This window comes from Sphingomonas sp. Leaf33 (assembly GCF_001421785.1).
Classification (GTDB): domain Bacteria; phylum Pseudomonadota; class Alphaproteobacteria; order Sphingomonadales; family Sphingomonadaceae; genus Sphingomonas.
In genome coordinates, this window is sequence record NZ_LMLB01000001.1 from 2,149,481 (window position 1) to 2,161,630 (window position 12,150).

Annotated in this window: 13 protein-coding genes; 3 read left to right on the forward strand and 10 right to left on the reverse strand. The window is 67.5% G+C overall.

Annotation, left to right across the window (positions count from 1 at the left end; all coding sequences use genetic code 11):
- Positions 1-134 precede the first annotated feature (134 nt).
- Genes ASE86_RS10480 through ASE86_RS10490 form a run of 3 tightly spaced genes read right to left on the reverse strand, consistent with a single transcriptional unit; the run spans position 135 to position 4,260 of the window.
- On the reverse strand, positions 135-1,598 hold the full coding sequence (locus tag ASE86_RS10480; RefSeq protein WP_082441786.1) for a PepSY-associated TM helix domain-containing protein: 1,464 nt from the start codon (positions 1,596-1,598) through the stop codon (positions 135-137).
- A complete protein-coding gene (locus ASE86_RS10485; protein ID WP_056425644.1) occupies positions 1,595-2,140 on the reverse strand; it encodes a hypothetical protein in 546 nt (181 codons plus the stop codon). The genes ASE86_RS10480 and ASE86_RS10485 overlap by 4 nt, the downstream gene beginning before the upstream one ends.
- Positions 2,140-4,260, reverse strand: a complete 2,121-nt coding sequence (locus ASE86_RS10490; RefSeq protein WP_056425647.1) for a TonB-dependent siderophore receptor — start codon at positions 4,258-4,260, stop codon at positions 2,140-2,142. Before ASE86_RS10490 ends, ASE86_RS10485 begins: the two co-directional genes overlap by 1 nt.
- A 150-nt stretch (positions 4,261-4,410) precedes the next feature.
- On the opposite strand from ASE86_RS10490, the gene ASE86_RS10495 reads away from it, so the two are divergent.
- Complete coding sequence (locus tag ASE86_RS10495; protein ID WP_056425652.1) at positions 4,411-4,599, forward strand: hypothetical protein; 189 nt, start codon at positions 4,411-4,413, stop codon at positions 4,597-4,599.
- Positions 4,600-4,644: 45 nt separating this feature from the next.
- Here the strand turns inward: ASE86_RS10495 and ASE86_RS10500 are convergent, their stop codons facing one another.
- The 7 genes from ASE86_RS10500 to gatC form a co-directional block, all read right to left on the reverse strand.
- On the reverse strand, positions 4,645-5,499 hold the full coding sequence (locus tag ASE86_RS10500; protein WP_056425655.1) for a hypothetical protein: 855 nt from the start codon (positions 5,497-5,499) through the stop codon (positions 4,645-4,647).
- On the reverse strand, positions 5,496-6,101 hold the full coding sequence (locus ASE86_RS10505; RefSeq protein ID WP_156347096.1) for a hypothetical protein: 606 nt from the start codon (positions 6,099-6,101) through the stop codon (positions 5,496-5,498). The genes ASE86_RS10500 and ASE86_RS10505 overlap by 4 nt, the downstream gene beginning before the upstream one ends.
- Positions 6,102-6,195: 94 nt before the next feature.
- Positions 6,196-7,659, reverse strand: coding sequence for an Asp-tRNA(Asn)/Glu-tRNA(Gln) amidotransferase subunit GatB (gene gatB, locus ASE86_RS10510; RefSeq protein WP_056425662.1), 1,464 nt, complete (start codon positions 7,657-7,659; stop codon positions 6,196-6,198).
- Positions 7,652-8,056 carry a type II toxin-antitoxin system VapC family toxin gene (locus tag ASE86_RS10515; protein ID WP_056425665.1) on the reverse strand — a complete coding sequence of 135 codons (405 nt, stop codon included), beginning with the start codon at positions 8,054-8,056 and terminating at the stop codon, positions 7,652-7,654. Before ASE86_RS10515 ends, gatB begins: the two co-directional genes overlap by 8 nt.
- Positions 8,053-8,349 carry an AbrB/MazE/SpoVT family DNA-binding domain-containing protein gene (locus tag ASE86_RS10520; RefSeq protein WP_056425668.1) on the reverse strand — a complete coding sequence of 99 codons (297 nt, stop codon included), beginning with the start codon at positions 8,347-8,349 and terminating at the stop codon, positions 8,053-8,055. The genes ASE86_RS10515 and ASE86_RS10520 overlap by 4 nt, the downstream gene beginning before the upstream one ends.
- A gap of 50 nt (positions 8,350-8,399) precedes the next feature.
- A complete protein-coding gene (gene gatA, locus ASE86_RS10525; RefSeq protein ID WP_056425672.1) occupies positions 8,400-9,884 on the reverse strand; it encodes an Asp-tRNA(Asn)/Glu-tRNA(Gln) amidotransferase subunit GatA in 1,485 nt (494 codons plus the stop codon).
- A gap of 103 nt (positions 9,885-9,987) precedes the next feature.
- The gene (gatC, locus tag ASE86_RS10530; RefSeq protein ID WP_056425673.1) at positions 9,988-10,275 is read right to left on the reverse strand and encodes an Asp-tRNA(Asn)/Glu-tRNA(Gln) amidotransferase subunit GatC; all 288 of its coding nucleotides are present in this window, start codon (positions 10,273-10,275) and stop codon (positions 9,988-9,990) included.
- A gap of 236 nt (positions 10,276-10,511) precedes the next feature.
- Here gatC and ASE86_RS10535 point away from each other — a divergent pair, with 236 nt between their 5' ends.
- Positions 10,512-11,603, forward strand: a complete 1,092-nt coding sequence (locus ASE86_RS10535; RefSeq protein ID WP_056427010.1) for a DUF3089 domain-containing protein — start codon at positions 10,512-10,514, stop codon at positions 11,601-11,603.
- Complete coding sequence (gene ruvX / locus ASE86_RS10540) at positions 11,600-12,061, forward strand: Holliday junction resolvase RuvX (protein ID WP_056425676.1); 462 nt, start codon at positions 11,600-11,602, stop codon at positions 12,059-12,061. The genes ASE86_RS10535 and ruvX overlap by 4 nt, the downstream gene beginning before the upstream one ends.
- The last annotated feature ends 89 nt before the right edge of the window (positions 12,062-12,150 follow it).

Below are 12,150 nucleotides of genomic sequence, written 5' to 3' on the forward strand. Positions count from 1 at the left end.
GACTATTGCAAGCGGGCGTCGGGTAACCGGCGCCCGTTTCGTTTTGCCCTTTTGTGCTCCCGCGCAGGCGGGAGCCCAGGGTTACAAAAGACGTCGCCTCCGGTTCTGCGCTCCCGCCTGCGCGGGAGCACGACTTATGATGCGGCCCGCTTCCGCCCCAGCTCCACCGCGACCAGCACCGCGGCCACGCTCAGCAGCGCCAGGTCGATCGCCCAGATCGCCGGCAGGCCGAGCGGCGTCAGCGTGAAGTGGACGAGTGCGGTCATCGCGACCATCGCCGCAAGGATCAGCCGCAGAGCGCGCGGATCGGCCAGCCGCGGCACGATCATCCCCACCGCCACGACCGCGGCAAGGCTCGACCAGAACACCGGCACCAGCGGCATCGCCGCCCCGCCCAGCGCGCGCAGCCACAGCGCCCCGACGATCACCACCGGCGTGCCCCAGACGACCATCGTCCAGAAGCCTTCCAGTCGCGGGCTCGGCAGCCCGCGGCGGCGCCGCTTCTGCAACCACAGCGACATGCCGGTCGCGGTCACGACGCACAGCGCGAGGCCGAGGGCGATGTAGGCCAATTCGACCGCCAACCCGCCGAAGCTGCCGAAGTGCAAGTTGTAGAGCGACGCCGCCGCCTGCCGCCCGAGCGGCCCGTCGGACAGGCCCAGCCGCCCCTCGTACCGGCCGGCGGCGTCGAAATGATATGCCTCGCCGTAGATCAGTCGCCGATCGTGCGCGGCGAGCAGCTGGATGTTCTGCCCGCGCGTACCGGGATCGTGGATCGTGACATAGGTCGGCGTCACGTCCGGAAAGGTCTTCGCCATGTACCGCAGCGGTGCTGCGACATCGGGCAGCGCCGCGGGGCGCTTGTCGACCGGATGCTCCGCGCCGAAGATCGGCGCATAGGCGGCCAGCGTATCGCCCCCGTGATAGCGCTTGCCGAGCAGGTCGGCGCCGACCGACGACAGCCCGATGATCGCGCCGGTCATGCCGAGTGCGACGACGAACGGCAGGGTCCACACGCCCAGGCGGTTGTGCCAGTCGGCCTGCGCCAGTTGGCGATTGCCCCGCGCGCGCAGGCGGAACGCATCGCGCAGGATGCGCGGATGCGCGACGACGCCGGTGATCGCCAGCGCCGCCAGCATCACGCCCAGCGCCCCGACCAGGATGATCCCGATCGTGGTCGGCAAGTGAAGGTAGGTGTGCAGATTGACCAGGAATTCGGTCCAGGCGTGCGCCTCCGGCCCCGCGTCGCGCCCGGCGGCATCGACGTAGATCGCGCCGTGATCGCTCGTCACGACGGTCCGCGGCAGCCCGGCGGTCGGCATGTGGACATAAAGGTGCGTGCTGGCCGCCTTGCCCGCGGCGGCATCGATCGCCGCCTTGGTCGCGACCGCCGCCTGCACCGCGGTCGGGGTCATCGCCGGCGTCTCGGCGACAGCGGGCTGTTCCCAGCGCTGCCACCGTTCGTGGATGACGACCAGCATTCCCGAGAGCGCGATCAGATAGAGCAGCGCGCCGGCCAGCAACCCCAGCGCGGCGTGCCCGCCCAGCGCGCGCTGCACCAGGCCGGGTTCGGCCGCGACGATCGGATCATGCTTCATAGCGGCCACCATAGCAGCCCCCCGGCCGCAGCGCATACCGCGGGCGGCAGGATCATGCGGAGCGGCCCCGCCTGCATCAGCTGGATGCTGGCGAGCAGCGTCCAGGCGACGGGCGCGGCGATGAAGGCAAGCGCGGTGCGATCCGCCGGGTGCCAGCCCAGCCGCATCGCCGCAGCTTCCGCCCCCATCGCAAAGACATAGGATGCCGCGACACCGACCGGCACGACCAGCAGGAAGACGGCCAGCCGTCGCCCGACACCGAGCGCGCGGTGGGGCAACGTCACGCTGGCCGGCGTGCGTGCCGGCGGGTTGCGGGTGGGCGCGGTCCGCACGCCGTCACGCGCGAGGAGGCCGAGCGCGACAAGCATCGCGACGGTCACCCCGACCGCGATACCCCACGCCCCCTCCCCGACCGCCAGGGCCAGGATCGCAACGACCACCGCGGCCCAGCCGCCCACCGCGACGTGCCGCAGCCCGCCCCAACCGACGCGGACCAGAACGATGCCGGCGATCGCCAGCGCGACGGCGGCGGCGAGCAGCATCAGAATTTGAAGCCCAGCGTGACCGTGCCCGTCCGCGGCGCTCCGTAGAAGCCCTGCGCCCAGAACAGGCTGGTCAGATACTTTGCGTTGGTGATGTTGCGCACGTTGGCGGTCAGCGACACCGCGTCGCTCAGGTCATAGCGCGCCATCGCATCGACCAGCGCATAGGCGCCCTGCGTCGTGAAGATCGCGGCTCCGGCGGGCGTCGTCGTCAGCTGATCGCGGCTGATCCGGCTCTGATACTGGACCGCGGCGCCCAGCTTCAGCGCAGGTAGCGCGACCGGGCTGTACACCGCATTCAGTCGCGCGGTCCGGCGCGGAACATAGGTCCGCACCGCCATTCCGTCCGGATTACGGACGCGCAGCGCCGTAAGGCCGCCGGTCAGCTGCAGGCCCGGCGCAAGCTGGCCGCCGACGTCCACCTCGACCCCTTCGGACTTGGCATCGATCGTCGTGTAGAGCTGCTGTCCGCTGACCGTGTCGAAGCGCAGGCTCTCGGCGGTATTATTCTGCCGCGCGCGGAACACCGCGGCGCTGGCGTTCAGCCGCCCGCCGAACCACTCGCCCTTCACCCCCGCCTCGATATTGTCGCCCTCGATCGGCTCCAGCGGACGGAAGTCGACGCCGATCTCGCGTTGCGGATTGAAGATCGTCGCATAGCTCGCATAGGCATTGATGTTGGGCGTCAGCGCATAGGTGACGCCCGCGAACGGCAGCACGCGCGTCCGCTCGAACCGGTTGGCGACGCCGTAGCTGATGCCCTCGGCCGTCGCGCGCGTCACATTGCCGCCGACCATGATCTTCAGCGGATCGGCCGGGTTCAGGCGGATCAGGCCGTACACGCTCTCGCGCTTGTTGTTGGTGTCCGCGCTCAGGTCGAACGGGCCGAACGACGGCTTGGGGAAGCGCCCCTCGAACGCGGTGTTGCCGGGCAGCGAAATGCCGGTCCCCGCCGGATAGCTCGAATATTGCTTCAGCACCGACACACCGCGGTTCACGCCGAAGACGACGTCATGCTTGCGGCCGAACAGCGTCACCGGGCCCGAGGAATAGGCGTCGATCGTCAGCTCGCGCGTCGGGCCGTTGAACGCGCCGACATAGGAGAACAGGCCGAGGCCCGTCGCCCGGTCGGGCGTGCCATAGACGTAGAACAGTTCCGAATCCTCATCGACCGCGCGGCGCAGCACGCTGAGCTTGGCCGACCAGCCCCCGCCGAAGTCGTGGGTCAGGTCGCCGAAGATCTGCTGGTCGAGCACGTCCCACTGCATCCAGTCGGCCGACGTGCTGGTCGACCGCGGATAGTCGGTCGGCGAGCCATCGGTGTAGAACAGCGGCAACGCCCCCCACAGTCCGCCTTCGGCACGATTGTCCTGCCGCTGGTACCCGACAGCCAGCACCGTATCCGGCCCCAGATCGGCCTCGGTGATGCCGTACAGGATCGACCGCTTGACCTGATAGCGGTCGAGATAGCTGTCGGTATCGAGATAGGCGCCGACGACACGCGCGCGCACCGCACCGTTCGCGGTCAGCGGCACGGTCACGTCGCCGTCGATCCGCTTCTGGTCGAACGAGCCATACAGAGCGGCCACGCTGCCGGCGAACTCGCGGCCGGGGCGCTTGCGGACGAAATTGATCGTCGCCGACGGGTTGCCGGTCGAGGACAGCAGCCCGTTCGCGCCGCGCAGCACCTCGACCCGGTCGTAGGTCGCGGTATCGAGCGGGCCGCTCTGGATGTTGAACGCGAACGGCTGGCCGATGCCGTCCAGCTGGAAATTGGTGATCTCGAACCCGCGCGCCGAGTAATAGGTACGATCGGTCTCGACCGACTGCACGTTCACCCCGGTCGTCGTCTGGAGCAGCGTGTTGACGTCGGTCAGGCGGAAGTCGTCGATCTGGGTCCGCGTGACGACGCTGACCGACTGCGGCGTGTCCTTCTGGCTCAGCCCCAGCCGGGTCGCGGTACGGCTGACGCCGGTCGCATAGCTTCCGCTCCCCTCGCTCGCTTCGTCCCGCGTGCCGATGACGATCACATCGCCACGCGACTGCGGATCGGTGTCGGCGGCGGGGACCGGGTCGTTGGTCGCGGTGGCAGCAAGCAGCAGTAGCAACGCAGGGGTCATTCGACTCTCGATCTTGTCCGTGTCGCGTGCCGGATAGCGGGCGACGGATGCTAATGCAACGGATTCTCAATAGCGCCGTAATAAACAGGAATAGGTGTGCGCGCATCCATGGCGGCGCGCACGCGTTGACGTCTGCGAAGGAGAGCGAACATGAGTGACAAGGATCGGACGACAGTCGATACCCACGCGCAAGACGAGCGCAGCGATATTGAGCAGGCGGTCGACGCGCGGCGCGATGCGCTGGAACGCGGTGAAGGCGGGCCGGAGGCGGACGCGGAGATGGGCGAAGGCGGCGCCGATGGCGTCGTGAAGAACCAGGACCGTGATATCGGCCAGTAGAAATGGAGGCGGGCGGGCGGCCGTCAGGTCCGCCCGCTCGTTTCGTCAGTTGCCCCGCGTCAGATCGACGATCCGGTCGCGGTCATAGCGCAACACGCCCGGAATTTCCGGGATACGCGTGATCGTCAGCCCGAAATAGTTCGGCAGCTTGCCGGCCGGACGAAAATTCGCGCGAACAACGGTCTGCGACGCGAGGCGCGGGTCGATCGGCATGTCCGGCCCCGCCGCCACGAACAGGCCCTCTCCACTCAACGGCGTCGGGTAGGAGCTGTCGCCACTGGGTGCCTTCACCGGCTCCGTTTTTCCGACCACGCCCATGTCGGTGATGACGCCGGGCTTCGCGTCGAACTGCACACTGCCCATGCAGAAGCACGACCCCATCATCGCATTGCCCATCAACCCCAGGAAGCCGTAGACGCGGTAGGTCCCCGGCGTCACTTCGTGGAGGTAGGTCGATACGCCGGCCTTCGCGAACCGGTTGATCGGGCCGATGCCGACCGCCGCCAGCTGGTTGAACGGCGTGAACTGGAAATTCGCATCGGTCGGCTCGACGGGGCGATCGCCGAGTGCCGCAGTCGATGTCTTCGCCGCCTTCGCCGCGGCCAGGTCGCGCTCGTAATTGGCGAGCTTCTTGCGGTATTTTTCCTGCGCCTTGGCGAGCGCCTCGCTGCGCATCCTGTCATAGGCTGCCTGATCCTCGGCGGTCGGCACCTTCATCAGGTAGAGCGGCGTCTGCGCCTCGCTGCGCATCAGGACATAGGCCTTCGCCGGGTCGAAAGTGACCGCGGGCTTGTCCTTTACCGCGGCGCTTTCGACGAAGACCGGGTCCTTGTCCTTGGCACCCACGGGGCTGGCGGCGGCAGCGGCGACGACCGCAGCGGAGAGCAGGAGCGCCCTCACAGGCCCAGCGCCTTGCCCTGGAGGGTGCCCGACGAGGCGACCAGCGCCTGGACCTGCAGATAGCCACGGCGTCTCGCTTCGGTCACGCCCGACAATCCTTCCTCGAAGTTGAATTCCTCCCACAGCCCCTTGGGCAGGCCGTAGCGGTCATAGCCCTTGAAGTTCATGCAGGTGCGCATGTTGACGCGGCGCAGGCGACGCTTCTCACCTGATCCGAAGATCGCCGCGGCCATCATCCCGCCGATCGCGCCGCCCAGGGCACCCGCCATCGTCCCGGCATAGGGGTATGGCGTCTGCATATAGCCGATCCCGCTCTGCAACCCGCGCGCGTAGCCGTCGCATTCGGCGATGTCGACATAGGCCGTCGCATAGTCGGTGTCCGCGCGGTGGAACGCGTAATATTTGTCGAAGTCGCCGGCCTCGGTCCCGTCCGACGTGAACGTCAGTTGCGGCATCTTGACGGTCGCGGGATCCCCCGCCTCGACCGGTCCGAACGGCGATGCCGACAGCGCGCTCGCGTTCGTTCCGCTTGCCGCCTGCTGCGCCGACACCGGCGCGGCGACGACCGACGCCAGCATGACCGCCAGCGTCGCACGCCTCATGAAAGACTGCATAACCCCCTGATTCCTCCCCTATTCCGGAGGACAGCCTATCACGCGATCATCGCCGGGCAAGGGGGGTGGATCGGACCGACGATCAGCCCGCCAGCGCCTTCTTCAGCAGGTCGTTGACGACGCCCGGATTGGCCTTGCCGCCCATCGCCTTCATCGTCTGGCCGACGAAGAAGCCGTACAGCGCGTCCTTGCCACCGCGATATTGTTCGAGCTGGTTGGGGTTCTTCGCCAGTACCTCGGCGATGACCGCCTCGATCGCAGCCGTATCGCTGGTCTGCTTCAGGCCGCGGTCCTCGACGATCTTGGCCGGGTCGTCGCCGGTTTCCAGCATCACCTCGAACACCTGCTTGGCGAGACTGCCCGACAGCGTGCCGTCGGCGACCAGCGCCAGCAGTTCGGCGGCCTGCTTGGGCGACACGGGCGACTGGGTGATGTCCTTGCCCAAGCGGTTGAGCGCGCCGAACAGTTCGGACGCGACCCAGTTCGACGCCTGCTTGCCGTCGACCCCGGCCTCCAGCAGCGCATCGAACCAGCGCGCGGTCTCGACCTCGGCGGTCAGCACGGCGGCGTTGTACGGCGTAACACCCTGCGCTTCGTAGCGCGCACGCTTGGCGTCGGGCAGCTCGGGCAGGCTCGCGCGACATTCCTCCAGGAACGCGTCGTCGAGCTCGAGCGGCAACAGGTCGGGATCAGGGAAATAGCGGTAGTCGTGCGCATCTTCCTTCGACCGCATCGACCGCGTGGTGTTCTTGTCGGGATCATACAGGCGGGTTTCCTGGACGATCGTGCCGCCGCTCTCGATCACTTCGACCTGACGAAGCGCCTCCTGCTCGACGACGGCCATGACGAAGCGGACCGAGTTGACGTTCTTCGTCTCCGTCCGCGTACCGAATTCGTCGCCGGGCGTGCGGACCGAGACGTTGACGTCGGCGCGCATCGATCCCTGGTCCATGTTGCCGTCGCACGACCCGACATAGCGCAGGATCGAGCGCAGCTTGGTGAGGTACGCCCCCGCTTCCGCAGGCGAGCGCATGTCCGGGCGGCTGACGATCTCCATCAGCGCGACGCCCGAGCGATTCAGGTCGACATAGGACATGGTCGGATGCTGGTCGTGCATCAGCTTGCCGGCGTCCTGCTCGACGTGGATACGCTCGACGCCGATCGTCTTGGTCGCACCGTCGACCTCGACCTCCAGCTGCCCCTCGCCGACCAGCGGGTGGTAGAGCTGGCTGATCTGATAGCCCTGCGGCAGATCGGCGTAGAAGTAGTTCTTCCGGTCGAACCGCGACCATGTGTTGATCTGCGCGTCGATCGCCATGCCGGTCCGTACTGCCTGGCGGATGCATTCGCGGTTCGGCACCGGCAGCATCCCCGGCATCGCGGCATCGACCAGGCTGACCTGCGTGTTCGGCTCCGCCCCGAACGCGGTCGGCGCGCCGGAGAACAGCTTGGCGTTGGACGTGACCTGGGCGTGGACCTCCAGGCCGACCACGACCTCCCACTCGCCGGTCTGGCCCTGGATGCGATAGGTGGATGCGTCAGCCATTGTCGGTGTCCGGTGTGATGAGGGTGAGTTCGGGAAAATACGAAGCGAGGCGGCGGTCGCGGGTCATCAGGTTTGCGCCGAGTATCGTGGCATGAGCGGCGATGAGGAAGTCCGGCAGGATGGTCGTGCGTGGACCACCACGGCGGCGGTACTCACGAAAGGCAACACCCGCCCGCCTCGCCACATCGAATGATAGGTCAAGCACGATGATGTCGGCGTCACGCAAACTGTCTTCTATATCCTCAGGCAGCGCGACATTGCCGCAGAGTTCCGCCACTACAACGAGATTCGTCACGAGTTCGCGCTCGCGTGACACTGCCCGTAAGGTTTCCCGCGACCATGTGTCGTCTGGGTCCTCGAGAACGTCGACCAGAATGTTCGTGTCCAGCAGGATCACGGAAGCGGTTCGTCCCCGCGAAGGTCACGCATGATGTCAGCGGTCGATCGCCCGGTACGATGTTTCAGGCGGGCGCGATCGAATGCCGCCATAATCCGCGCGCTGCGCTCGTCGGGCGTCTCGACCGTCGGCTTGACGACAGGTAGCACCACAGCCTCGCCACGATCGTTGATCCCGACATCGACAGGCGCCCCGGGTACCAGCCCGATCGCATCGCGCACATCCTTCGGGATCAAGACCTGACCCTTGCTCGTCATGTTGGTCCGTGCGCGAATGTCAGCGGGCGCGTTCATCGTCGATCTCCAGTGTTACCTAAGGTAACACCGAGAGACCGATCCGACAATCACCACCACTGTTCCGCCCGGGCGACGAAGCCCGCGCGCTGTTCGAGTGCCAGGCCGGCATTCAGCACGCCCTGTTCGTCGAGCGGCTTACCGATGATCTGGAGGCCCAGCGGCAGTCCGGCCTTGTCCAGTCCGCCCGGCACGCTCATCGCCGGCAGGCCCGCGAGCGAGGACGGCACGGTGAACACGTCGTTGAGATACATCGCCAGCGGATCGGCCGACTTCTCGCCCAGCGCGAACGCCGACGACGGCGCGGTCGGGGTCAGCAGCAGGTCGCACGTCTCCCACGCATTCTCGAAATCGCGCGCGATGAGCGTGCGAACCTTGGAGGCTTGCGTGAAATACGCGTCGTAGAAGCCGGCGGACAGCACATACGTCCCGATCAGGATACGGCGCTTCACTTCGTCGCCGAAGCCCGCCGCGCGGGTCGCCGCGTACATCGCCTGGAGGTTCGCGCCCTCCGGCAGGTCGCGCAGGCCGTAGCGCACGCCGTCATAGCGCGCGAGGTTCGACGACGCCTCCGCCGGCGCGATGATGTAATAGGCGGGCAGCGCATATTTCGTGTGCGGCAGCGACACCTCGACGATCTCGGCGCCCGCGTCCTTCGCCCAAGCGATGCCCTGCGCCCACAACGCCTCGATCTCCTCGGGCATGCCGTCGACGCGGTATTCCTTCGGAATGCCGATACGCTTGCCGGCAAGGGACGGGTTCAACCCCTTCTCCCACTGCGGCACGTCGAGCTTGAGCGAGGTCGCGTCCTTCGCGTCGAACCCGGCCATCGCCTCCAGCATGATCGCGCAATCGGTGACGTCGCGCGCCATCGGCCCTGCCTGATCGAGCGAGGACGCGAAGGCGACGACCCCCCAGCGCGAGCAGCGGCCATAGGTCGGCTTGATGCCCGAAATGCCGGTGAAGGCGGCCGGCTGGCGGATCGAGCCGCCGGTGTCGGTGCCGGTCGCCGCAGGGCACAGCCGCGCGGCGATCGCCGACGAGGACCCACCCGAGGATCCACCGGGGGCGAGTGGCGCATTGCCGCCATCGTTACGCCGCCATGGGGAAAGGACGTTGCCGAAAAAGGACGTCTCGTTCGACGACCCCATCGCGAACTGGTCGAGGTTCAGCTTCCCGAGCATGCCTGCGCCCGCGTCCCACAGCTTCTGCGAAACGGTCGATTCATACTCTGGCACGAAGCCTTCGAGCATGTGGCTCGCCGCGGTCGTCTGCACGCCCTTGGTGCAGAACAGGTCCTTCATCCCGACCGGCACACCGGCCAGCGGCTTGAGGTCTTCGCCCGCGGCCTTCGCGCGGTCGGCCTCACGCGCAGCGGTCAAGGCGTGGTCGGGCGTCTCGACGATGAAGGCGTTGAGCTGGCCGGCGGCGGCGACACGCGCAGTGAAGGCTTCGGCGACTTCGACGGCCGAAAAGCTGCCATCGCGCACGCCGTCGCGGATGTCACGCACGCCAAGTTCGGTAAGGGTGGTCATGCACGTGCTCCCGCGAAGGCGGGATCCCAGGGTTCCGCGCAATGAGTCTTAGGATTCTGGATCCCGGCCTTCGCCGGGATGATCGAAGCATGTCGTGCCGACATCACTCGATCACCTTGGGCACGCCGAAGAAGCCATGTTCGGCAACCGGTGCATTCGCCAGCACCTTGTCGCGGACGCCACCGTCGGTGACAACGTCGTCGCGCAGACGCAGATCGTTGGGGATGACGGCGGTCATCGGCGCGGCGGTGGAGGTATCGACCTCCCCCAGTTGCTCGATCCAGCCGAGGATGTTGTTGAGTTCGGGCACCATGCGGTTCGCGTCGTCATCGCTGATAGCGATGCGCGCCAGGCTGGCGACCTTCTTCACGGTTGCGGCGTCTACGGACATGACCTGCGGCTAGCACCGCGCGTTGTTGCAGCGCAACCTCTTCGCGCACGCGATTGCGTGCGGCGCATTCCTCGGGCACGGACTTGGCAATTGCCGTACGCGCGACATTGCTGCACTGCACAAGAAGGTCATTCGACGTGGACCAGATTCCTCCGGAGAAATATCATGATACGCCGCAGGAAGGGCCCGGAACTGGCCATGCCGCGGAGCGGTCCGGCCGGCTCGTCCGAAAATTTCTGTACGTCGTTGCCGCGTTCGTCGTGCTCGCGATAGCCGCCGCCTTCCTGTACCGGTTGTGGGGTATCGAACTGATGCGTCGGTACATGACGCCGCGTGTCACGTTCGAAGCGCAGGCGGGCCTGTCGAGGGATGCCTATGCATTGACAGACATGTGGCTGGCGCGGCCCGACATCGCCGGCAATCCCGCGTTGTGGGTCCCGGCAGGGCAGCGCGCGGCGGACGGCGGGGCGGCGGTGTTCTTCATCCACCCGACGTCCTATCTGGCCACCGATCACTGGAACGCGCCGCTCGACAATGTCGAGGCGAACGACCGCGCCGGGCTGTTTCTGCGCGGTCAGGCAAGCGCGTTCAATGCGGCCGGCCAGGTCTGGGCGCCGCGGTATCGCCAGGCGGCGTTCGGGGCTTTCCTGACGACGCGGGTCGATGCCGAACGGGCGCTCGACCTGGCCTATCGCGACGTGCGCCAGGCCTTCGACGCTTTTCTGGCCGCCAATCCCGACCGGCCGATCATCCTGGCCGGACACAGCCAGGGCGGGCTGCACCTGACGCGGCTGCTGCGCGAGCGGGTTGCGGGAACGCCGCTCGCCCGGCGGATCGTCGCGGCCTATGTCGTCGGCTGGCCGGTGTCGCGCACGACCGACCTCGCCGCGTTGGGCCTGCCGGAGTGCGCAGGCCTCGATCAGGCGGGCTGCCTGCTGTCCTGGCAGACCTTTGCGGCGCCCGCAGATGCGTCGCTGATCCTCAACACGTTCGACGCGACGACCGGCTTCGACGGCCGGTCGCGCCGCGGCACGCCGATGGTCTGCACCAATCCCCTGACCGGCGCCGCCGGCGGGATCGCGCCGGCAAGCGCGAATCTCGGCACGCTGTTCCCGAGCGCGGACCTGTCGAATGCGACGCTGGAGGCCGGGCGCGTGCCGGCGGCCTGCGAAGGTCGCGGGCTGCTGATGATCGGCGAGGGGCCGGACGTCGGACCCTATGTGCTGCCCGGCAACAATTACCACGTGTACGATTACAGCCTGTTCTGGGCGAACGTCCGGGCGGATGCCGCGCGCCGGCTGGCGGCGTTCCGGGGACAGGCCAGGTGATCACTACCGTCACCGCCGACTTTCGCGCCGCCCTCCCGACCGCCGGCCGTCTGCTCGGGCTGGACGTCGGGACAAAGACCATCGGCACGGCGCTGTGCGACGCGGGATGGAGTTTCGCCTCCCCCGCCCCGCTGGTGCGCCGGACGAAGTTCACCGCGGACAAGGCCATCCTCGCCGCGATGCTCACGCCGCAGTCGGTGAAGGGCATCGTCGTCGGCCTGCCGCTCAACCTGGACGGTACCGACTCGCCGCGCACGCAATCGACCCGCGCCTTCGCCCGCAATCTCGCCGACTGGGCCCTGCCGATCCTGTTGTGGGACGAACGCTGGTCGACCGTCGCGGTCGAACGCGTGATGATCGAACAGGACCTGAGCCGCGCCAAGCGCGCCGAACGCGTCGATTCGCTCGCCGCCGCGCACATCCTGCAGGCGGCGATCGACGCGCTGGTGAACGTTTAGAGCGGTTACCGACCAATCTGCACCATCGTGACGGAGCCGATTTTGCTTCGTGGCTAGGAGCAAGGAAGGAACGGGGCTTTGCCCCCGTG